Annotated in this window: 24 protein-coding genes; 15 read left to right on the plus strand and 9 right to left on the minus strand. The window is 35.6% G+C overall.

Annotated elements, in window-relative coordinates:
• Positions 1-4: 4 nt before the first annotated feature.
• Together GM921_RS10090 and greA are read right to left on the minus strand one after the other, a co-directional pair.
• On the minus strand, positions 5-394 hold the full coding sequence (locus GM921_RS10090; protein WP_182922522.1) for an HIT family protein: 390 nt from the start codon (positions 392-394) through the stop codon (positions 5-7).
• Between the two features lie 81 nt (positions 395-475).
• Positions 476-949 carry a transcription elongation factor GreA gene (gene greA / locus GM921_RS10095; RefSeq protein WP_182922523.1) on the minus strand — a complete coding sequence of 158 codons (474 nt, stop codon included), beginning with the start codon at positions 947-949 and terminating at the stop codon, positions 476-478.
• Positions 950-1,175: 226 nt separating this feature from the next.
• On the opposite strand from greA, the gene GM921_RS10100 reads away from it, so the two are divergent.
• On the plus strand, positions 1,176-3,050 hold the full coding sequence (locus GM921_RS10100; protein ID WP_182922524.1) for a M1 family metallopeptidase: 1,875 nt from the start codon (positions 1,176-1,178) through the stop codon (positions 3,048-3,050).
• 117 nt (positions 3,051-3,167) lie between these two features.
• Here GM921_RS10100 and GM921_RS10105 read toward each other — a convergent pair whose 3' ends face one another.
• From GM921_RS10105 to rsmA, 4 genes are read right to left on the minus strand one after another with little or no spacing between them, the layout of a single operon-like run.
• On the minus strand, positions 3,168-3,698 hold the full coding sequence (locus GM921_RS10105; RefSeq protein ID WP_182922525.1) for a hypothetical protein: 531 nt from the start codon (positions 3,696-3,698) through the stop codon (positions 3,168-3,170).
• Positions 3,699-3,704: 6 nt separating this feature from the next.
• Positions 3,705-4,181, minus strand: a complete 477-nt coding sequence (locus tag GM921_RS10110; RefSeq protein ID WP_182922526.1) for an OsmC family protein — start codon at positions 4,179-4,181, stop codon at positions 3,705-3,707.
• Between the two features lie 40 nt (positions 4,182-4,221).
• Positions 4,222-5,151 carry a 2-hydroxyacid dehydrogenase gene (locus tag GM921_RS10115; RefSeq protein ID WP_182922527.1) on the minus strand — a complete coding sequence of 310 codons (930 nt, stop codon included), beginning with the start codon at positions 5,149-5,151 and terminating at the stop codon, positions 4,222-4,224.
• 2 nt (positions 5,152-5,153) lie between these two features.
• Positions 5,154-5,939 (minus strand): 16S rRNA (adenine(1518)-N(6)/adenine(1519)-N(6))-dimethyltransferase RsmA, encoded by a 786-nt coding sequence (gene rsmA / locus GM921_RS10120; RefSeq protein ID WP_182922528.1) that lies wholly within the window; start codon positions 5,937-5,939, stop codon positions 5,154-5,156.
• A 165-nt stretch (positions 5,940-6,104) separates the two neighbouring features.
• On the opposite strand from rsmA, the gene pdxA reads away from it, so the two are divergent.
• Entirely contained in the window at positions 6,105-7,184 is a 1,080-nt protein-coding gene (gene pdxA / locus GM921_RS10125; RefSeq protein WP_182922529.1) for a 4-hydroxythreonine-4-phosphate dehydrogenase PdxA, read from the plus strand.
• Positions 7,185-7,186: 2 nt separating this feature from the next.
• Complete coding sequence (locus GM921_RS10130) at positions 7,187-8,026, plus strand: sulfurtransferase (protein ID WP_182922530.1); 840 nt, start codon at positions 7,187-7,189, stop codon at positions 8,024-8,026.
• Between the two features lie 6 nt (positions 8,027-8,032).
• Here GM921_RS10130 and GM921_RS10135 read toward each other — a convergent pair whose 3' ends face one another.
• On the minus strand, positions 8,033-8,224 hold the full coding sequence (locus tag GM921_RS10135; protein WP_182922531.1) for a hypothetical protein: 192 nt from the start codon (positions 8,222-8,224) through the stop codon (positions 8,033-8,035).
• A gap of 132 nt (positions 8,225-8,356) precedes the next feature.
• Between GM921_RS10135 and GM921_RS10140 the strand changes: the two genes are divergently transcribed.
• The 12 genes from GM921_RS10140 to GM921_RS10195 all read left to right on the plus strand — a co-directional run bounded on the left by GM921_RS10140 (position 8,357) and on the right by GM921_RS10195 (position 21,395).
• The gene (locus tag GM921_RS10140; RefSeq protein ID WP_182922532.1) at positions 8,357-8,890 is read left to right on the plus strand and encodes a YceD family protein; all 534 of its coding nucleotides are present in this window, start codon (positions 8,357-8,359) and stop codon (positions 8,888-8,890) included.
• 17 nt (positions 8,891-8,907) lie between these two features.
• Positions 8,908-9,099, plus strand: a complete 192-nt coding sequence (rpmF, locus tag GM921_RS10145; RefSeq protein ID WP_173272963.1) for a 50S ribosomal protein L32 — start codon at positions 8,908-8,910, stop codon at positions 9,097-9,099.
• A gap of 97 nt (positions 9,100-9,196) precedes the next feature.
• A complete protein-coding gene (gene plsX, locus GM921_RS10150) occupies positions 9,197-10,135 on the plus strand; it encodes a phosphate acyltransferase PlsX (RefSeq protein WP_182922533.1) in 939 nt (312 codons plus the stop codon).
• Between the two features lie 15 nt (positions 10,136-10,150).
• Positions 10,151-11,146 (plus strand): beta-ketoacyl-ACP synthase III, encoded by a 996-nt coding sequence (locus tag GM921_RS10155; RefSeq protein ID WP_182922534.1) that lies wholly within the window; start codon positions 10,151-10,153, stop codon positions 11,144-11,146.
• Positions 11,147-11,284: 138 nt separating this feature from the next.
• On the plus strand, positions 11,285-11,752 hold the full coding sequence (gene accB / locus GM921_RS10160) for an acetyl-CoA carboxylase biotin carboxyl carrier protein (RefSeq protein WP_182922535.1): 468 nt from the start codon (positions 11,285-11,287) through the stop codon (positions 11,750-11,752).
• Between the two features lie 32 nt (positions 11,753-11,784).
• On the plus strand, positions 11,785-13,125 hold the full coding sequence (gene accC / locus GM921_RS10165) for an acetyl-CoA carboxylase biotin carboxylase subunit (protein ID WP_182922536.1): 1,341 nt from the start codon (positions 11,785-11,787) through the stop codon (positions 13,123-13,125).
• An 80-nt stretch (positions 13,126-13,205) separates the two neighbouring features.
• Complete coding sequence (tatC, locus tag GM921_RS10170) at positions 13,206-14,087, plus strand: twin-arginine translocase subunit TatC (protein WP_182922537.1); 882 nt, start codon at positions 13,206-13,208, stop codon at positions 14,085-14,087.
• A gap of 133 nt (positions 14,088-14,220) precedes the next feature.
• Positions 14,221-14,661: a ribose 5-phosphate isomerase B gene (gene rpiB, locus GM921_RS10175; protein WP_182922538.1), complete on the plus strand. Its 441-nt coding sequence runs from the start codon at positions 14,221-14,223 to the stop codon at positions 14,659-14,661.
• A 102-nt stretch (positions 14,662-14,763) separates the two neighbouring features.
• Complete coding sequence (locus GM921_RS10180; RefSeq protein WP_182922539.1) at positions 14,764-16,413, plus strand: M28 family peptidase; 1,650 nt, start codon at positions 14,764-14,766, stop codon at positions 16,411-16,413.
• A gap of 132 nt (positions 16,414-16,545) precedes the next feature.
• On the plus strand, positions 16,546-17,934 hold the full coding sequence (locus GM921_RS10185) for a LutB/LldF family L-lactate oxidation iron-sulfur protein (RefSeq protein WP_182922540.1): 1,389 nt from the start codon (positions 16,546-16,548) through the stop codon (positions 17,932-17,934).
• A gap of 51 nt (positions 17,935-17,985) precedes the next feature.
• On the plus strand, positions 17,986-19,962 hold the full coding sequence (locus GM921_RS10190; protein WP_182922541.1) for an alpha-ketoacid dehydrogenase subunit alpha/beta: 1,977 nt from the start codon (positions 17,986-17,988) through the stop codon (positions 19,960-19,962).
• A gap of 617 nt (positions 19,963-20,579) precedes the next feature.
• Entirely contained in the window at positions 20,580-21,395 is an 816-nt protein-coding gene (locus GM921_RS10195) for a hypothetical protein (protein WP_182922542.1), read from the plus strand.
• Here the strand turns inward: GM921_RS10195 and GM921_RS10200 are convergent.
• Complete coding sequence (locus GM921_RS10200) at positions 21,347-21,928, minus strand: SprT-like domain-containing protein (RefSeq protein ID WP_182923909.1); 582 nt, start codon at positions 21,926-21,928, stop codon at positions 21,347-21,349. The genes GM921_RS10195 and GM921_RS10200 overlap by 49 nt on opposite strands.
• Before the next feature lie 46 nt (positions 21,929-21,974).
• Positions 21,975-24,083, minus strand: a complete 2,109-nt coding sequence (feoB, locus tag GM921_RS10205) for a ferrous iron transport protein B (protein ID WP_182923910.1) — start codon at positions 24,081-24,083, stop codon at positions 21,975-21,977.
• Between the last annotated feature and the right edge of the window lie 10 nt (positions 24,084-24,093).

Consider the following 24,093-nt stretch of genomic DNA (forward strand, 5'->3'; position numbering starts at 1 on the left):
AAAATTAAAGCTTCGCTTTAATTTTAATCGCAGCTTCTGCAAGTTCTTCTTGACTTGGTTTCAGTTTTTCTTTAGCAAAATTCATATCGCTCACATTATTCATTGGTATTAAATGAATGTGCGTATGCGGAACTTCCAATCCAATAACTGCTACACCTACTTTTTTACATGGAAATGCAATTTTAACAGCTTTTGCTACTTGTTTTGCAAACAGCGTTAAGCCAGTATATAGTTCATCTTCCATATCGAAAATATAATCAATTTCCTTTTTTGGAATAACCAATACATGCCCCATCACTAATGGATTTACATCTAAAAACGCCATAAAATCCGTCGTTTCTGCTACAATATGTGCAGGAATTTCTCCGCTTACAATTTTTGAAAATATAGTCATGCAGTTATGAATTGTGGGGTTGAGTGTGCTATTTTACGAATCCAAACCCGTAACCCACAACATGCAACCCGTAGCACTATTTTATCTTGATATTTCTAGTATTTCAAATTCCATTTTACCAGCAGGCACTTGAATTTCGGTAGTATCACCAACAGATTTACCTAATAAACCTTGCGCAATTGGAGATTTTACTGAAATCTTTCCCGTTTTTAAATCAGCTTCGCTTTCTGCAACCAATTGATAAGTCATGGTTGCGCCGTTCTTTACATTTTTAATTTTAACAATAGATAAAGCTAAAACCTTAGATAAATCTAGCTTACTTTCGTCAATTAACCTTGCTGTAGATAGCGCAGCGGACATTTTAGCAATTTTCGCCTCATGTAAACCTTGTGCTTCTTTTGCTGCATCATATTCTGCGTTTTCAGACAAATCGCCTTTATCTCTAGCTTCTGCAATAGCTTTTGATATTGCAGCTCTGTCTGAAGTTTTTAATCTATGTAATTCCTCTTTCAGTTTATCTAAACCCTCTTGAGTATAATAAGTTACGTCTGACATACTTAATTGTTTTTTTATCAAATCCTCTAAAAAACAAACAAGACTACATCGGCCATTAGCCTACATAGTCTTGCTTTGATTAAAACGAAGATATAAGGCAATTTTTACAAAAGCAAATATTTTGGTTTAAAAAACATTTCCATAACAATAGTTAGTTCGCGTAAAAATAAGGTGATGTTTATACGCTGCCTATTATTTTCATTAATTTAGCTTAAAATAAAATCTCATGAAAAAATTTATTCTCACGTTAGTATTGTTTATTTGTGCGACTACGCTGTTTGCGCAAGACTTATACATGCCCAGAAATATTAAGGCTGCCTATCAAAAAGGCACTCGTTCTTTGGATGGGAAACCTGGTAAAAATTACTGGCAAAACCATGGTAAATACAACATGGAAATCACCGTTAATACCGATACAAAAATTGTAAGTGGAACAGAAAGTATTGATTATTCGAACAACAGTAGAGACACCTTAAAGACGATTACTATTCGTTTTGTAAATAATTTACACAAGCCAACTTCACCAAGAGGCGGCGGAGTGAGCGAAGATTTTTTATCTGCCGGATTAACAATTACTTCCCTAAAAATTAACGGCGAAGTATATAATGTAAACACTAAAGGTTGGGGTACAACCGGAGATGTGAGGTTAAAATCTCCACTATTACCTGGTCAAAAAGCATTATTAAATATCGACTGGAATTATCCGTTATCAAAAGAAAGCGGCCGTGAGGGACAAATAGATCCAACAACTATGTACGTGGCATATAGTTATCCTCGTGTTTCGGTTTACGATGATTATAATGGATGGGATAGATTGCCACACACCGATCGTCAAGAGTTTTATAACGATTTTAACGATTATGTTTTCTCTATAAAGGCCCCTAAAAACTTTGTAGTTTATGCCACAGGCGATTTATTAAATCCTGATGAGGTTTTACAACCAGAATTTGCAGCTCGATTAAAAAAATCATACACCAGTGATGAAGTAATCCATGTGGCTACCGAACAAGAAATGAAAAGCGGTAAAGTTACGTTACAAAACGACTGGAATACTTGGAAATTCTCTGTAAACAACATCGTTGACGTTTGTTTTGGCTTAAGTAGCACCTATTTATGGGATGCTGGAAGTGTAATTGTAGATAATAAAACCAACCGCAGAGTAAGTACTCAGGCAGCATACGATGTTAAAGGAACAGATTTTGTCAACTCTGTAAAAAACAACAATTATGCATTGGCTTGGTTCTCTAATAACTGGCCAGGAGTTCCTTATCCGTTCTCTAAAATGACTGCTTTCCAAGGTTTTGCTGACATGGAATACCCTGGAATGGTAAATGATTCACAAACTGGCGATGCAACTTTTGCGCAGCTAGTACAAGATCATGAAATTGCACATACTTACTTCCCATTTTATATGGGGATAAACGAAACTCGTTATGCGTTTATGGATGAAGGCTGGGCAACTACATTAGAATATTTAATCGGCATTGCCGAACATGGTAAAGATGCTGCTGACAAGTTCTATAAATCCTTTAGAGTTCAGCGTTACATTAACGATAAATCTGCCGAAGAAGATCAGCCTATAATTTCTATGTCGAGCCAATTATCTGGTGCTGGCTATGGCAATAACTCATATGGAAAAGCTTCTTTATCTTACTTAGCGTTAAAAGATATGTTAGGCGATGATTTATTTAAAACTGCTTTACACACTTATATGGATAATTGGAATGGCAAACATCCAATTCCATGGGATTACTTTAACTCGATGAATAGTGGTGCTAAACAAAACTTAAACTGGTTTTTTAACAATTGGTTTTTCAGCAATAATTATATCGATTTAGCTTTAACTAAAGTATCAGCAACTGCTGGAAAAAATGTTGTTTCCATTAAAAATGAAGGTGGTTTTGCCATTCCTTTTGATGTAAATATTACTTACGCTGATGGCTCTAAACAAACGTTGCACCAAACACCAGCGGTGTGGAAAGCAAATCAGAAAATGGCTACGGTAAGTTTTAGCAGCAAGAAAAAAGTACAATCTGTTGCACTTGATGGAGGCATTTTTATGGATGCTACTCCTAAAGATAATACTTGGCAAGGGAAATAGTTATCAAATAATAAGCCACAGATTAGCAGATTAATGAACTTAAATCTGCTAATCTGTGGCTTTCTTTTTCCTGCCGTCATTGCTTCGCTAAACTCTCAATAACGACTTTGATAAAAACTATTCGACTGAGTCGTTTTGTTCCCTACTTTGTTTATCTATAAACTTAGCTATAAGTTTACTGTTAGTCATAAGTAAATAACCGATACTGGTTTTTACAAATTGAAATATGATCCAACCAGAAGTTGGGCTTTCTCCAAATACATTTCTCTGTTGAAAATACATAAATATCTGTTTGCAAAGCTGTGGTAAGCTATCAACGAATATAAGCCCACCAATAACTATAGTTGCAATAGACAGAACCGTTGTACTTTTGATATTAAGTTCAATCTTTTCTTCCAAAAACCCGTTTTCAAGATGCATTTTATCTATGAGCCATGAGGTTTTGAAAAGAAGTAACCTCAAAACAAGGATATAAATTATAATGGTTAACAACAAAAGAGCTATTATGGTTCCATAAAAATTATTCTCATTGTTAAATCGCAAAGTTGAAAGCGTTGATAAGAATTGTTGTATAACTGTTATACTTTCAATCACTAACCAAATACCTAAAATCTTAATAAAGATTGTCCAAAAGGTTCTTATGGTCATACTAAATTACTCGTTAATAGCCGTACAGCTTGGCTTATGCTTAACTGGAAAATTTAATGAATTAGCAATAAAGCACATTTTATTCGCTTCTTCATGAAGTGAGTTGGCTAAATCTTTTTGCTCTTTTTTAGAAATCACCACTTCAGGCTGCAATAAAACTTCTTTAAACTGACCACTACCATCGGCGTTTTCTTCCATAATGCCAATCGCGTTGTCTTTATATTCCATTACAACGATGTCGTTTTTAGAACATAAATGTAAATACCATAACATGTGACAAGAAGAAACTGAAGAAAGCAATAAATCTTCTGGATTGTATTTTGTTTTATCACCTAGAAATACTGAATCCGACGAACCAGAAATTGGTGCTTTATTTTCAATAGACACTACAAAATCGCGGTCGTAAGAGCGATAATCCATTGTTCCCGAACCTTTGTTACCTGCCCAAACCAAATTGGTTTTATATTGATGTTCTTTTGCCATAAGATATTTGATGTTTTGTTCTTATGAGCAATTTAGGGATTTATAATTTGATTTCCGATAGTTTTTGAGCCAAAACTTCAGAAATTTTACGATACGAATCAAAGGTCCATCCGCCAACGTGGGGAGTTAAAATTACCTTGCCCGATTTTTTCAAATCATCAAACCAAGGTTGCTCGCCCAACGCTGGAAATTTTTCAGTTTCTAATACATCTAAACCAGCGCCTAAAATTTTGCCGTTTTTTATTTTATCCAGCACAGCTGATGTATTTACAATTTCACCCCTTGCCGTATTGATAAAAAAGATTGGTTTTTTGAAATGATATAAATATTCTTCGTTAACCATTTGCTTGGTTTCCTTTGTTAACGGAACATGTAAGCTCAAAACATCACTTTGCTTTACAATTTCTTCCATACTCACTTCTCGAGCATAAGCATCGCTAAAGCCAGTTTTATATTTATCGTAAGCAATTACATTTACTTCAAAACCCGAAAGTTTTTTAGCAAAACTTCGCCCCATAAAGCCATAACCAATAATTCCAATGGTTTTGCCTTTTAATTCGTAACCACGATTATCTTCTCTATCCCAAATTCCGTTTCTAATTTCTGTATCCGCTTTGCGAAAATTATTCATTAACGAAAGTAAAAGACCAATAGCATGTTCGCCAACTGCATCTCTATTTCCTTCAGGCGCATTAATTAATTGGATATTTCTTTCGGCCGCATCAGCTTCATCAATATTATCTAAACCCGCCCCTGCCCTGGCCACAAACTTTAAATTCGGCGCTAAATCAAATAATTCCTTATCAATTCTAAATTTAGTACGAACAGCGATACCCGTATAATTTTTTATAACAGCTAATGTTTCAGCTCTCGTAATTAGAGGCAAATCATCTACTTCAAAACCTAAAGCAATGGCTTGTTCCTTAAACATAGGGTGGAGATCATCTATAATTAAAATCTTTTTGCTCATTGTTACTGACCTGTTAAAAAACTAAGATGTTGAGTTAAGGTTATGAAGTCTTCCACACTTAATTGCTCAGCACGTTTATCAAAAAACGGATGATTATCCATTTTATCTTTAGCAATTGTGCCAGATAATGCGTTACGTAAAGTTTTACGACGTTGATTAAATCCACCTTTTACCGTACGCCAAAACAGCTTTTCATCACATGGCAAAGTTTCCATGTTATTTCTACTTAAGCGAATAACACCAGAATTTACTTTTGGCGGCGGATTAAAAGTGCCTGGTTTTACTGTAAATAGATATTCGATATCGTAATAAGCTTGTATCAAAACGCTTAAAATTCCGTATTCTTTGGTCCCAGATTTTGATGCACAACGTTCTGCAACTTCTTTTTGAAACATCCCCACCATTTCTACTACGTTATCTTTATGCTCTAAAATTTTAAATAAAATCTGAGATGAAATATTATACGGAAAGTTGCCTATTACAGCGAATTTACCTGGGAAAACTGAAGTTAAGTCTAGTTTTAAAAAATCTCCGCTAATTAATCGTTCTCCCAACTGGGGATATTTAGCTGCTAAAAAAGCGACAGATTCTACATCAATATCAATCAAAAAAGTTTCTAAATCTTCTCTCGCCAATAGGATATCGGAAAGAATACCCATTCCAGGTCCAACTTCCAAAACTTGATGGTACTGATCGGTATGAATAAGGCCATTTACAATTTTCTCGGCAATTTTTTTGTCGGTTAAAAAGTGCTGACCTAAATGTTTTTTCGCTTTTACTAAACTCATTGCCGCAAAGTTAAGGTTTTTATCTGTTCATCAGTTCATTCGCAATTAGTCATTTGCGCTATACCTAATGAGCTAGCCAACAAATGATACTATTGAACTTCTCTATTATTTTTATAACTGTTTAATTCAAAATCGTTAATTTGCGCTAAATTCTTTTAATACAGCATGAGCGATAAAGTTAAAATAGGTATAAGTATTGGCGATATAAATGGCATTGGGCTAGAGGTTATTTTAAAAACTTTGGCCGAAAGTAAAATGCTAGATTATTGTACTCCAATAGTTTACGGACATACAAAAGTGGCGTCTTTTCATAGAAAGGCTTTACAAATGAGTGATTTCGTTTTTAATGTAATCAACAAAGCTGCAGATGCAAATCCACGTAAAGCAAACATGATTAATTGTTGGGAAGAAGATGTAAAAATTGACTTAGGTATAGCTAATGAAATTGGCGGAAAATATGCTTTATTATCTCTACAAAAAGCAACTGATGATTTAGTAAGCGGCGCAATTGATGCTTTAGTTACTGCGCCAATTAATAAAAATAATATACAGTCAGAGAATTTTAGTTTTCCTGGTCATACCGAATATTTACAAGAACGCAGCGAAAGTAACGATGTACTAATGTTTTTAATTAGTGAAACTTTACGTGTCGGTGTAGTTACTGGTCATATCCCTGTTTTAGAAGTACCAACGGCGATTAGTCATGAAAAAATTGTTAAAAAACTTCAACTCATTAACGATAGTTTGAAGAAAGATTTCTGGATTGAAAAGCCAAAAATTGCAGTTTTAGGTTTAAATCCTCATGCTAGTGATAACGGATTATTAGGTAAAGAAGAAGCAGAAATTATTTCGCCAGCGATCCAAGAAGCATTTGATAAAGGCATCATTTGTTTTGGTCCATACCCTGCTGATGGCTTTTTTGGCAATGGCACTTACAAACAATTCGATGCGGTTTTAGCCATGTACCACGATCAAGGTTTAATTCCTTTTAAAACCATCGCATTTAGTACTGGCGTAAATTATACTGCAGGTTTAAAATTTGTGCGCACTTCTCCAGATCATGGAACTGGATATGATATTGCTGGTAAAAACTTAGCCGATCCAACTTCATTTATGGAAGCCATTTTTGCTGCTGTTCATATTGTAAAACATCGCAAAGAACAAGAAAACCTATTAAGTAACCAATTACGCACCGGCGGAAAATTAATAGAAACAGCGAGTGATGTGAAGGATGATGCGAATTAAGAATGCAAAAGCTATCTCCAATCATACAGCCAAGAGAATTAATCAACTTAAATTCAAATGATTTTGTATTGATTGATGCAAGCGCTGGCTCAAAAACGAGATACGACGAAAATCATTTAGCTGGTGCATTATACATTGATTTAAATACTGATTTAGCAAATATTCAAGATTTCGCCGTTGGCGGAAGACATCCTTTGCCAACAGTTGAACAGTTTGCTGATGTTCTAAAATGTTTCGGAATTGATAAAACCACTCATGTTATTATTTACGATGATAAAAATAGCAGTAACGCCGCCGCTCGTTTTTGGTGGATGTTAAAAGCGATTAGACATGAAAAAGTTCAAGTTTTAAATGGCGGATTTAATGCTGCGATTAATGCTGGTTTTCCTACAAGTTCAAAAGTAGAAGAACCTAAAAACGCAGAAGATTATAAAATAACTAATTGGAATTTGCCATTAGTAGATATTAACGAAGTTGAAATCGCAAGTAAAACTAGCAATAAAACTATTGTTGATGTAAGAGATGCAAATCGATTTGCAGGTTTAACAGAGCCTATAGATTTAATTGCAGGTCATATTCCAAATGCTATAAATATTCCATTTACAGAAAATTTAGACGAAAACGGTTTATTCTTAGCTCCATCTATTTTAAAAGAAAAATACACTCACGCACTAGCTAATGTTAAGTTAGAAGATGTAATTGTACATTGTGGTTCGGGCGTAACAGCTTGCCATATGCTTTTAGCAATGGATTACGCAGGATTAGAAATCCCGAAATTATACATAGGCTCTTGGAGCGAATGGAGCAGAAATAACAAAGACATGGTTTTGGCAGAAAAATAATGTCTATTACCAATTCTCCTCTAAAAATTGCCGTCCAGAAGCCGTTATAACAGCCCACCATTGTACGGAACTTCTATCAATTTTAATTAAACCTTCATTTTCTAGAGCGGTGTAATCTGCTTCTTCACCACCAAGAATAGAAGAACTCACTTGCTCATTAATAATTGTCAACAAATCGATTTTTTCTTGCTTTTCCATTTTGAATATATTTTTAACATAAAACAACTAAAAAGCGATAAAGTTGTAAAGACTTGCAAAGTTTTAATTCTAAAAAAACATTTCATTTAATAAAAATATTTTCTACCTTTGCAGGCTAAAATTTAGTTACAATTGAAGGCATTAAAACAATTTTCAATCCCGTTTACAGGCTTAAAATTGGGCAAACATCAATTTGAATTTGAAGTTGATAAAAGCTTTCTTGATGCATTTGAGTACTCTTTGGTAAAAGATGGAGCACTTAAAGTTGAAGTTGAATTAGATAAACAAGAAACAATGTTGATTTTGCATTTCCATATTTTGGGAACAATACAACTTAATTGTGATAAATGTTTAGCTGAGTTTTCACAACCAATTGAAGTTAATGAAAGGCAAATTGTAAAGTTTGCTGAAGACGATTTAGAAAGTGATGATTTAGAAATCATTATGCTAAATAAAAAGGAAAGTGCGTTAGATGTTTCGGAAATGATTTACGAATTCATCAACGTATCGGTACCTTATATAAATAACTGTGAACAAGCAGGTCAAGGTCAAAAATGCGATCCAGAAATGATTGCAACTTTAGATAAATTGGCAAGCGGAACGGCAGAAAAAGAAGAAGAACAAAATGACGACCCTCGTTGGGAAGCATTAAAAAAATTAAAATAATACTTAAATAAAGCACAATGGCACATCCAAAACGCAAAATTTCTAAACAAAGAAGAGATAAAAGAAGAACTCACTATAAAGCTGTAGCTCCTTCTTTGGCAACATGCCAAACTACTGGTGCTATACACGTTCCTCACCATGCTTACAATGTTGATGGTAACTTGTACTACAACGGTAAATTAGTTATAGAAAACACTTCAATAGGTTAATTTTCTAAGAAAATTTTTGTGTTTTACATTGGTTTAAGTTTAACTTAGACTAATAATAGCAAAGCGATTTAGCTTAAACACAAAAGATTTTTTTACTATGAAAATAGGTCTCGATATTATGGGCGGAGACTATGCTCCCAAAGCAATTGTTTTGGGAGCAATAGCAGCTCATCAATCCCTAGCTCCCGATCAGCATTTAGTGCTTATTGGAGATACTCAGCAGATTAAACCTCTACTTCAAGAGAACGGATTCAACCCCGATCACTTTGAATACGTACATACCGAAGAAGTTATTGGTATGGGCGAACATCCCACAAAGGCTATTCTTCAAAAGCCAAATTCAAGCATTTCTGTAGGCTTTCAACTATTAAAAGAAGGCAAATTAGATTCATTCGCAAGTGCGGGAAACTCTGGTGCTATGCTAGTTGGCGCTGTATTTAGTGTAAAACCAATAGCAGGAATTTCTAGACCTTGCTTATGTACCATTGTACCCAAATTAAAAGGTGGTACTGGATTATTATTAGATGTAGGCGCTAATGCAGATTGTAAGCCAGATAACTTAATGGATTTTGGTGTATTAGGCAGTTTGTATGCTGAAAATGTTATGCAAATCTCTAATCCAAAAGTAGCTTTAATGAATATTGGCGAAGAAGACGAGAAGGGTAACATGATTGCTTTATCTAGCCATCGATTAATGAAGGAAACTAAATTATTTAATTTTGTAGGAAACGTTGAAGGTCGAGATTTATTTAATGACAAAGCCGATGTAATTGTATGTGATGGTTTTACAGGAAATATAATGCTTAAATTAGCAGAATCATTCTATGTACTAACCATTAAAAAAGGATTAAAAGATGAGTTTTTTGATCGTTTTAATTACGAAAACTATGGTGGAAGTCCAGTTTTAGGAGTAAATGCACCAGTATTAATTGGTCATGGAATTTCTAGTCCTGAAGCGATAAAAAATATGATTTTCCAATCGAGAGATATGATTACATCTAACTTGGTCGGAAAAATACAAGCCGCATTCCAATAATTAAAATCAAATAAAATGAACAAAATTCACGCTGCTATTACTGCCGTTCATGGTTACGTTCCAGATTACATAATGACAAATAAGGAACTGGAAACCATTGTTGAAACATCAGACGAATGGATTACATCAAGAACAGGCATTAAAGAGCGAAGAATATTAAAAGGAGAAGGTTTAGGCACATCTGATATGGCTGTTGAAGCAGTAAACGGATTACTTAAAAAGAGAGGAATTGGAGCAGAAGAAATTGAATTAATTATCTTTTGTACAACTACTCCAGATTACCCTTTTCCAGCCTCTGCAAATGTTTTAGCTGATAAAATAGGCGCAAAAAATGCTTGGGGATATGATTTACAAGCAGCTTGCTCTGGTTTTATTTTCGGTTTATCAACCGGATCTCAATTTATAGAATCAGGTAAACACAAAAAAGTATTAGTTGTTGGTGGCGATAAAATGTCATCTATTATCAATTACCAAGATCGTACTACTTGTATTATTTTTGGTGATGGTTGTGGTGCAGTATTATTAGAGCCAAATGAAGAAGGATTAGGTGTTCAGGATTCTATTTTACGCAGCGATGGTTCTGGAAGAAATTATTTAGGCCAAAAAGCTGGTGGTTCAGCTCGTCCTGCTACTGTAGAGACTGTTACTAATAATGAGCATGTGGTTCATCAAGAAGGACCAGCGGTATTTAAATTTGCTGTTACTAACATGGCAGATGTTGCTGCAGAAATTATGGAGCGTAATAACTTAACTTCTGATGATGTTGCATGGTTAGTTCCACATCAAGCAAACAAACGTATTATTGATGCAACTGCCTCAAGAATGGGCGTTAGCACAGATAAAGTAATGATCAATATAGAACGTTACGGCAATACAACCAACGGTACAATTCCACTTTGTTTATGGGAATGGGAAAGTAAGCTTAAAAAAGGAGATAATCTTATTTTAGCCGCATTTGGCGGAGGTTTTACTTGGGGATCTGTATATTTAAAGTGGGCGTACAGCAGTTAATTTGTTCATCAGTTCATTGGTCAAATAGCTCACAAACAAGTGAACAAATGAACTATTGAACAAGTGAAAAAAACCAAAAAAAATAATAACTTAGTTAATTCATAAAGACACCAATTTTTTTAACATAACAACAAAAGAATGGATATTAAACAAATTCAGGAACTCATTAAATTTGTTTCTCGGTCGGGGGTAAATGAAGTTGCTATTGAGCAAGAAAACTTCAAAATTACCATTAAAACTAACCAAGCGCCGGTTTATGTAAATGCGGCTTTACCTGCACCAGTTGCAGCACAACCAGCTCCAGCAGCAGTTCCTCAAGTTGCAGAAACGAAAGCAAGCACTCCAGCAGCTGAAGATACATCAAAATACATTACCGTAAAATCACCAATGATTGGTACTTTTTACCGTTCTTCTAGCCCTGATAAACCTTTATTTGTAAACGTTGGCGATGAAATTGCAGTTGGTAAAGTAGTTTGCATTATCGAAGCGATGAAATTATTTAACGAAATTGAAAGTGAAGTTTCTGGCCGTATTGTTAAAGTATTGGTAGATAATGCATCTCCAGTAGAATACGATCAACCATTATTCTTAGTAGAACCTATTTAATTCATTAGCTCATCAGCTAATTATAAAAAATTATGTTTAAAAAAATATTAATTGCCAACAGGGGCGAAATCGCTTTGCGTATTATACGTACCTGTAAAGAAATGGGCATAAAAACGGTTGCTGTTTACTCTACCGCAGATAGAGAGAGTTTACACGTACGTTTTGCCGATGAGGCTGTTTGTATAGGTCCTCCTCCTAGTAAAGATTCTTATTTAAGTATTCCAAATATTATATCAGCGGCAGAATTAACCAATGCCGATGCAATTCATCCTGGTTATGGTTTCTTGTCTGAAAACGCTAAGTTTTCTTCGGTTTGCCGCGATTACGGAATTAAATTTATTGGTGCTACACCAGAGCAAATCAATGGCATGGGCGATAAAGCTTCTGCTAAAGAAACCATGAAAATTGCTGGTGTTCCAACTATTCCAGGTTCTGAAGGTTTATTGGAAAGCGTTAAAGAAGGTATTAAAATAGCCAATAAAATGGGCTATCCTGTAATTTTAAAAGCTACTGCCGGTGGTGGTGGTCGTGGGATGCGTATTGTTTGGAAAGATGAAGAATTTGAAAATGCTTGGGATAGCGCTCGTCAAGAATCCGGTGCTGCTTTTGGTAATGATGGTCTTTATTTAGAAAAATATATTGAAGATCCACGCCACATTGAAATTCAAGTTATTGGAGATCAATATGGCAAAGCTTGTCACTTATCGGAAAGAGATTGCTCTATTCAACGTCGTCACCAAAAACTAGTTGAAGAAGCGCCATCTCCATTTATGACTCCAGAATTACGTGAGAAAATGGGTGAAGCTGCTATTAAAGGTGCTTTAGCTGTTAATTATGAAGGTGCTGGAACAGTAGAGTTTTTGGTAGATAAACACCGTAATTTCTACTTCATGGAAATGAATACTCGTATCCAAGTAGAACATCCAGTAACTGAAGAAGTAATTAACTTCGATTTAATAAAAGAGCAAATTAAAGTTGCTGCTGGCATCCCGATTTCTGGAAATAACTATGTACCAAACATGCATGCTATCGAATGTCGTATCAATGCTGAAGATCCGTTCAATAATTTCAGACCATCACCAGGTAGAATAACAAATTTCCATTCTCCTGGAGGTCATGGTGTTCGTGTAGATACTCACGTTTATGCAGGTTATCAAATCCCTTCTAATTACGATTCGATGATTGCAAAGCTAATTTGCGTTGCACAAACTCGTGAAGAAGCGATTTGTACAATGGAACGTGCATTAAGTGAATTTGTAATTGAAGGTGTAAAAACAACTATTCCTTTTCACTTACAATTGATGAAAGATCCTAACTTTAGAGCTGGTAACTTTACCACTAAGTTTATGGAAACTTTCGAATTCTCAGAATAATATAATCTTTTTATAGATTTAAATCGTAAATACCATTCTATTTCAAACAGAATGGTATTTTTGTTTACTAACTAATTTCAATGAGCGAGAACAAAGCAAAGGATTTAATTGAATCCATAAAAAATAAAGGAAAAAGTTTAGAGGCAGAAATGTCCTTTTTTGATCACATTGATGTATTACGTAAACATTTACTGAGAGGTTTAGCTGTAGTTACTTTGTTAACCTGTGTGGCTTTTTATTACTCAGATTTTATTTGGAGTAAGATTATAATGGGGCCAAAAGACCCAACATTTTGGACTTATAGAATGGGATGCAAAATTGCAGCAATGTTCCCATCAGTTGCTCAAGATTTTTGTATCACTAAAATTGATGCTAAAATTATCAATACTGAAATGTCTGGTCAGTTTACCTTACAAATGAGTTCTTGCGTAACTGCTGGATTAATTTTAGGTGTACCTTATCTTTTATTTGAAATTTGGTTGTTTATTAAACCTGCTTTATTGGATACCGAAAGAAGATCATCACAAGGGTTTGTTTTCTTTGCCTCTATATTATTTTTATTAGGTGTTTTATTTGGCTACTACTTTATAGCGCCTTGGTCTATCAACTTCTTAATTAATTTCACAGTTGATCCTAGCATTCAAAATACGTTTACTATCGATTCATACCTTTCAACAGTACTCACTTTAACACTTGGAACTGGAATTATTTTCCAATTACCGGTTGTCATTTTTATCCTTTCTAAACTTGGCGTAATGACGCCACAATTTATGAGGAAAAATAGAAGATATGCAGCCGTACTAATTTTGATAGTTGCAGCAGTAGTAACTCCTACAGCAGATCCTTTTACCATGATGATTGTAGCCATGCCGCTATTTTTATTGTACGAATTAAGTATCATGATTTCAGCCAATATCCAAAAGAAAAAACAAAAAGCTGAAGCATTATTTTATAAAAACTAACTCTGTCATTCAGAGCGAAGGGAAGAATCTCTAGATAAATAAAAAGATTCTTCGCTTCACTCTGAATAAAAAACATACATAAGCGCAACAAAAAATTTACGCGTAAGCTGTATAATTCTAATTAAATTTGAAAATGCCCACAGAAGATAAATTAAGAATTGCTATTGGAGCAGATCATGCTGGCTTTGAGTATAAAGAAATCTTAAAAGATTATTTATCAGCCCACGAGCTAAAAGATTTTGGCACATACACTGCAGATTCTGTAGATTATGCCGATTTTGCCCATCCCGTAGCATTGGCAGTAGAAAGCAAAGAGTTTGACTTTGGTATATTAATTTGTGGCAGCGCAAATGGAGTAGCCATCACCGCTAACAAACATCAGCAAATACGAGCGGCAATTTGTTGGGAAAATGAAATAGCAGCCTTAGCCAGACAACATAACGATGCCAACATTTTGTGTATCCCCGCTAGGTTTGTATCTACCGATTTGGCAAAAGAAATGGCTTCAACTTTTTTAAGTACAGCTTTTGAAGGTGGTAGACATGCAAAAAGAGTAGAAAAAATATCGTGCTAAAAATAACCTTGTAACTTATAAACTGATGAAATGATTTGAATATACGAGACCAAATAAATCGTTGTTCCTATTAATTTCATGACCACAAATAATATAAAACTGATGAAAAAAACACTTCTATACACCGGCTTTGCAGTAATGTTAAGCTTGAGTGCTACGGCTCAGAAAAATCCTGACGCTGTTAAATTTAGCGAAATCATAAATAAAGATAGAGCATACAGCCATCTTTCAGTGATCGCTTCTGATGAATATGAAGGCAGAGAAACTGGTAAAAAAGGTGCTTGGATGGCTGCAGAATACATCAAAAAGCAATTTCAAAGCTTTGGCTTAAAAGGCCCTGTAAAAGATGGAACTGACCCATATTTCCAAAAATTAGGCTATGCTTCAATTAGCCTTACTAAATCTGTTCTTGCCGTAAATGGTCAAACTAAAGAAAACCTTAAAGATTACTACATTACCCCTAGCGGTGTAAGCGCAGCAGGCTTCGATGTTAAAGCAACATCAATATTATTTGCTGGTTATGGCATAAGTAAAGCTGATTTTAACGAATACGAAGGACAAAATGTAGCAGGTAAAGTAGTCATGATTTTCGCAACTGGAGATCCAACAGCAAAACCATCGTCTACGCCACAACAAGGCCGTCGTATGCCAGCTGGCCCAGGTAGTTTACAAGTAAAACTTAAATACTTGTTAGATAATAAAGCAGCTGGTGTTTTAGTAATTGACCCAACTGTTGATAATCTTTCTCCTCAAAGAAAAGCCGTTTTGCAAAACAGTAATCCGTATTTAAAAACAGACGAAAGAATGAAAAATATGGCTGCTGCAACTGCATTACCAACAATAGCTATTGGTACAGCTGTGGCAAATCAAATTTTAGCTGCTGCAAACACTAATTTAGATGACCTTAAAAAGAAAATTACTGAAACTGTAAAACCCGCAACTGTTTCAATCAACATTCCTGTAGCATTTAGTGCTGCAAGTAAAGAAACTGATGTTAGAGCAGAAAACGTTTTAGGCTTTTTAGAAGGTTCTGATCCTAAATTAAAAAATGAAGTTTTAGTACTTACCGGTCATTACGATCACATTGGTTTAAACAATGATCCAAACGCTACAGATAAAGTTTACAACGGAGCTGATGATGATGGCTCTGGTACAACTGGTGTTTTATTAATGGCTGAAGCTTTTACTAAAGCAAAAAAAGCTGGTAAAGGTCCAAAAAGAAGTATTTTATTTATGACTGTAGTTGGCGAAGAAAAAGGATTATTGGGTTCTGAATGGTATGCTGAGCACCCAGTATTTCCTTTGGCAAACACCATTGCCGATTTAAATACAGATATGATTGGCCGTATTGGCGAAGAATATTTAGGCAAAGCAGATAGCGCAAACTATGTATATTCTGTAGGCTCATCAATGTTAAGTACAGAACTTGGTCAAATTCAAGAAAAAATAAACAACACTTACACTAACCTTAAATTGGATTTCAAATATGATGATCCAAAAGATACTGAAAGAATTTACTACCGTTCAGATCACTATAACTTTGCTAAAAACAACATTCCAATCATTTTCTATTACGATGGTATGTTAGGTAAAGATTACCACGGATTAGGTGATGAAGTGAGCAAAATCAATTTCGATTTATTAGCAAAAAGAGCGCATTTAACGTATTACATCGCTTGGGAACTTGCAAATAGAGCAAACAGACCAGTTGTGGATAAAAATCAAGACGGTTCGCCAAAAACAACCAACTAGATTTAGGCAAACAATAAATTTAAAGCCACAGATTAATTTCTGTGGCTTTCTTTTTTACATAAATATGCCAAGCCTAGTCCTTTCTTCGCTTTTAGCCTTTGGTCTTTTAGCTTTCTGCTTGTATATTTGAACATGATCAATACTGCAGAAGAATTTTTGGTAAAAGCTGATGAAAAGGCTTTCGACTTACCACATCGTAAAACCATTAACCATAACATTGGGAAATACAATACTGCAGTAGAACGAGGTCTTTCCAAATTCGAAAACTTAGAAGCTTCAAAGAAAAAAGCACATGTAGTAAAGTGGCGGGTGATGGAGAACTTAGATAAATTTCTGCCAGAATTCGAATCAAACTTTCAAAAACGAGGTGGTAAAGTAATTTGGGCAAATGATGTTGCCGAAGCTCAAAAAGAAATCCTAAACATCATTCAAAGAAATAACGGCAAAACCGTTATCAAATCTAAATCGATGACTACCGAAGAAATTCACCTCAACGAATTTCTAGAAGAACATGATATCGAATCATTAGAAAGCGATCTTGGCGAATACATTGTACAACTCCTTGGTCAAAAACCTTATCACATTGTAACGCCTGCAATGCACTTAACCAAAGAGGAAATAGCTCAGCTTTTTCACGATAAATTTGGTACACCAGTAGATGCAACCCCAGAACAATTAACTCAAAAAGCAAGAGAATTATTAAGAGACAAATATCTTAAAGCTGATATCGGTATTTCTGGCGGAAACTTTCTAATTGCTGATACCGGTAGCATCGCCCTAACAGAAAATGAAGGCAATGCTCGCTTGTGCACTACTTTCCCTAAAATACACATCGCAATTGTGGGTATAGAGAAGGTAATTCCATCCATCGCCGACCTTGATTTATTTTGGCCACTACTAGCAAGTCATGGTACCGGACAAAACTTAACAGTTTATAACACCATTCTTAGCGGACCAAAGCAAGCCAATGAAACCGATGGTCCAGAAGAAATGTATGTTATCCTTTTAGATAACGGTCGCACCAATTTATTAGCTCAAAAAGACCAACGTCAAGCCCTATATTGCATTCGCTGCGGCGCATGTTTAAACGCCTGTCCAGTGTATAAAAATATTGGTGGCCATACGTATAACACAACTTATAGCGGACCAATTGGTTCCATTATCACTCCTCATTTTAAAGGGATGAAAGAATTTAAACATTTAAGCTACGCCTCTAGCCTATGCGGAAAATGTTCTGAAGTATGCCCAGTTAAAATAGATATTCATAAAATGCTACTCTTAAACCGTAGAGATGCAGCTGCCGACCACGTAAATACCAAAGTCGAAGAAATTGGCTGGAAATTATGGAAAAAAGGAATGCAAAAACGTTCATTAATGGATATGGTAAGTGGCAAAATGAAAAATTTCCTCCTCAAAAAATTCTTTAAAAAGAGTTGGGGTAAATACCGTGATATGCCAGAAATAGCACCAAAATCTTTCTCCAAACAATGGGAAGAGAGGAAGAGTAGTCCTGAGTCATAAGTCCGAAGTCTTACCTCAATCCAAATACTAGATACCAATTACCAACCAAATATGCAATTCGATAGAAAAGATAAAGACGATGCTCAACTCTTAGCACTTTATAAAACATTACTTTATCCCCGTATGGTCGAAGAAAAAATGCTTATTCTTCTCCGCCAAGGGCGAATTGGCAAATGGTTTTCAGGAATTGGACAAGAAGCCATAGCCGTTGGTAGCACATTAGCCATGCAGAGCGATGAATATATTTTGCCAATGCACCGCAATTTAGGCGTATTTACCAGCAGAAACATTCCCCTTAAAAAGTTAATGGCGCAGTGGCAAGGGAAAATATCAGGTTTTACAAAAGGTCGAGATCGTTCTTTCCATTTTGGTACACAAGAATATAAAATCATAGGTATGATTTCTCACTTAGGTCCTCAAATGGCATTGGCCGATGGAATTGCACTAGCCGATTTAATTGCAAACAAACAACACGCTACCTTAGTTTTTACAGGTGAAGGCGCCACCAGTGAAGGCGATTTTCACGAAGCCATAAACGTAGCATCCGTATGGAATTTACCCGTTATCTTTTTAATAGAAAACAATGGTTACGGTCTTTCAACACCTATAAACGAGCAATTTAATTGTAAACATTTAGTAGATCGAGCAATTGGATACGGAATAGAAGGAATTCAATTAGACGGAAATAACATCCTCGAAGTGTATGATAAACTAAGCGAAATTGCGGCAAGCATCCGACAAAATCCTCGCCCTGTTTTAATAGAATGTCTAACCTTCCGTATGCGGGGCCACGAAGAAGCATCCGGCACTAAATATGTTCCTCAACACCTGTTTGATGAATGGACAAAAAAAGATCCTGTAAAGAATTTTGAAGACTATCTCATTACCCAAAACATATTAAACGATGAGTTAATTGCCTCCATAAAAAGCAAATTCAAAACCGATATCGAACAAGAAGTAGAAGCCGCATTTAACGAGCAAGAACCCATCGCTAACCCTACAACAGAGTTGGATGATATGTATGCGCCTTACAATCAAAAAGTAGTCGCCCCTACCTCGGCACAAACAGAAAAACGCTATTTAGATGCAATTACCGACGGATTAAGAGAAGGAATGCAACGGTATGATAATTTAGTTATCATGGGGCAAGACATAGCAGAATACGGTGGTGCTTTTAAAATAACCGATGGTTTTGTAAGCCAATTTGGTAAAGCCAGAGTACGCAACACCCCTATTTGCGAATCTGCAATTGTCGGGGCAGGTTTAGGACTTTCTATTAATGGATACAAAGCCGTTGTCGAAATGCAATTTGCAGATTTTGTAACCTGCGGCTTTAATCAGATAATTAATAATTTAGCCAAAACACATTACCGTTGGGGCGAAAAAGCCGATGTAGTGGTACGTATGCCAACAGGTGCAGGAACCGGCGCTGGCCCTTTCCACTCGCAAAGTAACGAGGCTTGGTTTACCAAAACCCCAGGCTTAAAAGTAGTTTACCCAGCTTTTCCTTATGATGCAAAAGGCTTATTAATTGCCGCAATTGAAGACCCCAACCCCGTAATTTATTTCGAACATAAATACCTATATCGCAGCTTAATCGGCAACGTACCCGATGGCTATTATACCGTCGAAATTGGTAAGGCAAATGTTTTAAAACAAGGCGAACAATTAACTATCATCACCTATGGTTTGGGCGTGCATTGGGCATTAGAATATTTAAATACACATCCAGAAATTTCAGCCACATTGGTGGATTTAGTAAGCCTACAACCATGGGATAAAGAAGCCGTAGCAACAGCAGTAAAAGCCACAGGCCGAGTTATTATTTTACACGAAGATACCCTAAGCAACGGTTTCGGTGCCGAATTAGCCGCTTGGATAGGCGAACATTGCTTTACAAATCTCGATGCTCCCGTACTCCGTTGCACAAGTCTGGACACCGCCATCCCAATGAGCAAAGTGTTAGAAGATAGCTTCTTAGCAAAACACAGATTAGCCCAAACAGTAGAAAAAATATTGGCTTATTAACATTCCCCTCCCCTAGAGGTGTCCGAAGGGCGGGGTGGTTATTTACCCATTCCCGTCTTTGCGAAGGAGGTTCTTCACCGACTGCAGCAATCTCCCTCATACTAATAAAATCTAACCCCCAATTTGTCATTCAGAGTGAAGCGAAGAATCTTTATTAACCTTTGGAAGTCCCTTCAGGAGATTTAGCGGTGTAAAGCAAAACCAGTAATCCATCGCTCCCGACAGCCCTGCTTTCCGTTACAATCTTTTTTGTGTTTGTCATGCTGAGCTAGCCTGCACTGAGTGCAGCCGAAGTGAAGCATCTGCAACAAAAAAGTATTTCCACTCCAATCAGGTTTAATAAACTCAAAACAGTGCAATAAAATAACACCCGTTAAAAGAAACCTAGCAAGCGCAAGTAAGAACCTAGTAAACGCAAGAAGAAATCTAGCAAACGCAAGTAAGAACCTAGCAAACGCAAGAAGAAACCTAGAAAACGCAAGTAAGAACCTAGCACATGCATTTATATACTATTAATTTCCATCATAAACATCCCACTCCTAAGAAAGGGTTAAGCCCTGAGCTTGGCACGATAATAGCCAAACCATAAACAACACACCTACATTATTGAAAGCGCCATGAAAACTGTATATTTTTTAATCTTAATTGCCGCATTTAGTACAATGCTGGGCTGTAACTATATTAAATCCGATCATCCGCAAGCAGATGTAGCAGATGAATATGCAACCAACCTCACCGCAAAATCTATTATACAATACACAGATTCGATAGACAAAAACTTAACCCAACTCTCAAAAAGCACAAGTTTAGTATACATGCTCGGCGATTTATCATTCTATGTAGAAAAATATAGTTTAGCTAATAAAGCTATTTTAGTAATAGAACATGCCTATAATGGAGGTATTAGCAATAGTTTAAAAAGATATTATTTTAAGAATGATAGCTTAATTTTAGAAAAGGATAAAAATGAATTAGTGAATGAAGAAGGTACAGTTTTTAAAGATACACGCACTTATTTGCGCAGTAATACCGTTTTCAAAATAGAGAATAAAACGGCAGCAACCCAGTCCGCTATAAATTCATTACCTTATATAGACTTGCCATTAAGCAAGAATAATAAGCCAGATCAGAGCTACCTTGAAAATGTAAACTCATTAAATAACGTGCTAAACGGTAGCGATAAATTCGATGTAGTGTTTGAAAGTATTACCACTTACCCAGATTCGCGATATATTATATTAAGAAGTAAAATCCAAAACAGTTATAGCGCTAGTGTTTTAGTTAAAGAAAGAGATGCATTTATCGATAGCCTTTTAAATGACCCCATTAATTTTAAAGATCAGAAACTAAACTTTAAATGGGTTGTAAAAGATAATGAAGCTATTTATGTTCCGGTAGCCAACAATACTTCGGCTAATGGATTAAATAAATAAGTATTTCCATTGTCTAAACAAACACATCTATAGCGTTTTCTAATTCGCTCGCCTTTTGTAAATTTCCTACCATCCTTTAGCGTAAATACTGTATGTAGGGGTAACTCTTCAATTCTACTAGTAGATAAATGTGTATCGTATTTTTTTAATGCTCTAGCCAATCTTAAATCAGTACAACTTGATGCCGCAGGATTATTTAGATAATTAATGATAGTATGATGAATATCTGTCGGGAAAACCTGTAATTCAAAAAACGGGTTCATCATCCGTTTAAAATTATGCTTCCACTCTGCTCCATGCGGTTTCGCTTTATTTTTATGATCATTCCATGTTAATAGATGAGCGAACTCATGTACCGTAGTTACTAAAAAAGCATAGGGATTAAGATCGTTATTTACAGAAATCTTATGCCCTTTATCCTTAAACGGATGTCGATAATCGCCAAGTTTAGTCGTTCTGTTTTTGGAGATTTTAAATTCGCACTGAAAATAATCAATCCATTTAGAAATGATTGGAGCTGCAGGCGCAGGCATATACTGTGCTAAAACATCAACTTTATCCACGAAGTAAATCTACTAATTATTTTAAGAATTGATAGGCAATCAAACTGGCTACATAAGCCATTGCCGTCATATAAACCAATTGTATCACTGGCCATTTCCACGATTTAGTTTCTCTATAAACTACCGCAACTGTACTCATACATTGCATCGCGAAAGCGTAAAATAACATTAACGATAATGAAGTGGCGAATGTAAATACAGGCAAACCAGTTTCAGGATTTTTAGCATCCCTCATTTTATTGCGGATAGTAGCCGTTTGTTCATCGCCATTATCTACGCTATAAATGGTCGACATTGTTCCTACAAAAGCTTCGCGAGCGGCGAAAGAAGTAATTAATGCAATACCTATTTTCCAATCGAAACCTAAAGGTTTAATGGCTGGTTCGATAGTTTGTCCTAAAATACCAGCGTAAGAATTTTCTAATTTTTCTGCCGCTTTATCTCTTTCTAAAGATGCCAGTTGCACACTATCAGTAGAATTTGCTTCAATAGCAGTGTATTTCTTCTCTATAGCATCAAATCTTTTACTCGGCCCATAAGTAGCCAATACCCACAAAACGATAGAAATAGCAATAATTACCTTACCGGCTTCTAGCACAAAAGTTTTAGATTTTTCGTACATCGTGTAAATCACATTGCTCCAACGCGGCATGCGATACACAGGTAATTCCATAATAAAATACGATTTCTCTTTAGCCTTAATGATAAATTTCATGACCAATGCGACTAAAATTGCAGCCACAATACTAATTACATACATGGCCATGAGCGTTAAGCCTTGCAAGCTTAAAAAACCTAAAATCATTTTATTAGGTACAACCAGCGATATCAACAAGGTATAAACTGGTAACCTTGCCGAGCAACTTACTAATGGCGTAACCATGATGGTAATGATACGATCTTTCCAGTTTTCGATGTTACGAGCACTCATAATTGAGGGTACTGCACAGGCAATTCCACCAATCATTGGTACTACAGATTTACCGCTTAAACCAAATTTTCGCATAATTTTATCCATCATAAAAGTAACCCTAGCCATATAGCCAGTGTCTTCTAAAATGGAAATTAACGCAAACAGAATAGCAATTTGAGGGATAAATATGATGATTCCACCAAGCCCAGCAACTACTCCATCTAATAAAAGATTGGTTAATACTCCGGCAGGTAAATGGGCATGACCGAATTCAGTTAGCCATACAAAACCATTTTCAATGAGTTCCATTGGATAAGAAGACCAAGAGAAAATTGCGTTAAAAACGAAGAATAAAATGAGAATGAAGATGAAAAATCCCCAAAAGCGATTGGTTAAAATTGAATCTAATTTATCCGTAACCTTAAATTTCTTTTCTGCGCCTGTATCAAAAATTAGATCTGTTAAAACTGTACTCAAATAACGGTATCTCGCTATGGTTTCGGCACCTTGTATTTTTGATGATTCGAAATGATGAGCCTTTTCAATGGCTTCAATTTCTTGTTGTTCTTTAGCTGTAAAAAATGTTAAATGCTCATGTTGATGCAAAACTTGCAACGCATAATAATCATTTTCTGTTTTGATTTTTGCTTTTACTTCGGCAATCGCCTCTGGTGCAAAAATAGTTACATCTATACCCGAAACCTGAGTACTGATCGCTGTAGTGTGAGAAATAGCTTTTTTTAACGTGTCTAAACCATCGTTTTTTCTCGCCGACATGGCTACAACCTGTATCCCTAATCGCTCTGATAATTTATTTACATTAACATGAATACCCTCTTTGCGAGCCATATCTGTCATGTTGAGCACCAAGAGCATAGGCAAACCTAAATCTGCCACTTGAGAACACAGTAAAAGATTACGGCGTAAATTAGTGGCATCGGCTACTAAAACAACAACATCAGGATGGCTTGAATTATTTTTATCTGCTAATACTTGAAAAACGATACTTTCATCCTTACTTTTTGGATATAAACTGTACGTACCTGGTAAATCAATAATTTCGGCATTTTGAGTAGCTGATAGTTTGCAAAAACCAACTTTCTTATCAACGGTAATACCTGGAAAGTTTCCAATTTTTTGATTTAATCCAGTTAACAGATTAAAGAGGGTAGATTTTCCGGTATTCGGATTACCAACTAATGCAACTTTAATATCCGCCAAT

This window comes from Pedobacter planticolens (assembly GCF_014172375.1).
GTDB lineage: Bacteria > Bacteroidota > Bacteroidia > Sphingobacteriales > Sphingobacteriaceae > Pedobacter > Pedobacter planticolens.

What these genes read in the sequence shown, in the direction of transcription:
- GM921_RS10190 (WP_182922541.1), top strand. Translation starts at nt 17,986, where the DNA reads ATGCAATTCGATAGAAAAGATAAAGACGATGCTCAACTCTTAGCACTT.
- accB (WP_182922535.1), top strand. Translation starts at nt 11,285, where the DNA reads ATGGATATTAAACAAATTCAGGAACTCATTAAATTTGTTTCTCGGTCG.
- plsX (WP_182922533.1), top strand. Translation starts at nt 9,197, where the DNA reads ATGAAAATAGGTCTCGATATTATGGGCGGAGACTATGCTCCCAAAGCA.
- GM921_RS10110 (WP_182922526.1), bottom strand. Translation starts at nt 4,181, where the DNA reads ATGGCAAAAGAACATCAATATAAAACCAATTTGGTTTGGGCAGGTAAC.
- rpiB (WP_182922538.1), top strand. Translation starts at nt 14,221, where the DNA reads ATGCCCACAGAAGATAAATTAAGAATTGCTATTGGAGCAGATCATGCT.
- rsmA (WP_182922528.1), bottom strand. Translation starts at nt 5,939, where the DNA reads ATGAGTTTAGTAAAAGCGAAAAAACATTTAGGTCAGCACTTTTTAACC.
- GM921_RS10105 (WP_182922525.1), bottom strand. Translation starts at nt 3,698, where the DNA reads ATGACCATAAGAACCTTTTGGACAATCTTTATTAAGATTTTAGGTATT.
- GM921_RS10185 (WP_182922540.1), top strand. Translation starts at nt 16,546, where the DNA reads ATGATCAATACTGCAGAAGAATTTTTGGTAAAAGCTGATGAAAAGGCT.
- accC (WP_182922536.1), top strand. Translation starts at nt 11,785, where the DNA reads ATGTTTAAAAAAATATTAATTGCCAACAGGGGCGAAATCGCTTTGCGT.
- GM921_RS10135 (WP_182922531.1), bottom strand. Translation starts at nt 8,224, where the DNA reads ATGGAAAAGCAAGAAAAAATCGATTTGTTGACAATTATTAATGAGCAA.
- GM921_RS10200 (WP_182923909.1), bottom strand. Translation starts at nt 21,928, where the DNA reads ATGCCTGCGCCTGCAGCTCCAATCATTTCTAAATGGATTGATTATTTT.
- pdxA (WP_182922529.1), top strand. Translation starts at nt 6,105, where the DNA reads ATGAGCGATAAAGTTAAAATAGGTATAAGTATTGGCGATATAAATGGC.
- rpmF (WP_173272963.1), top strand. Translation starts at nt 8,908, where the DNA reads ATGGCACATCCAAAACGCAAAATTTCTAAACAAAGAAGAGATAAAAGA.
- GM921_RS10100 (WP_182922524.1), top strand. Translation starts at nt 1,176, where the DNA reads ATGAAAAAATTTATTCTCACGTTAGTATTGTTTATTTGTGCGACTACG.
- GM921_RS10155 (WP_182922534.1), top strand. Translation starts at nt 10,151, where the DNA reads ATGAACAAAATTCACGCTGCTATTACTGCCGTTCATGGTTACGTTCCA.
- GM921_RS10180 (WP_182922539.1), top strand. Translation starts at nt 14,764, where the DNA reads ATGAAAAAAACACTTCTATACACCGGCTTTGCAGTAATGTTAAGCTTG.
- GM921_RS10090 (WP_182922522.1), bottom strand. Translation starts at nt 394, where the DNA reads ATGACTATATTTTCAAAAATTGTAAGCGGAGAAATTCCTGCACATATT.
- GM921_RS10130 (WP_182922530.1), top strand. Translation starts at nt 7,187, where the DNA reads ATGCAAAAGCTATCTCCAATCATACAGCCAAGAGAATTAATCAACTTA.
- GM921_RS10115 (WP_182922527.1), bottom strand. Translation starts at nt 5,151, where the DNA reads ATGAGCAAAAAGATTTTAATTATAGATGATCTCCACCCTATGTTTAAG.
- GM921_RS10195 (WP_182922542.1), top strand. Translation starts at nt 20,580, where the DNA reads ATGAAAACTGTATATTTTTTAATCTTAATTGCCGCATTTAGTACAATG.
- tatC (WP_182922537.1), top strand. Translation starts at nt 13,206, where the DNA reads ATGAGCGAGAACAAAGCAAAGGATTTAATTGAATCCATAAAAAATAAA.
- greA (WP_182922523.1), bottom strand. Translation starts at nt 949, where the DNA reads ATGTCAGACGTAACTTATTATACTCAAGAGGGTTTAGATAAACTGAAA.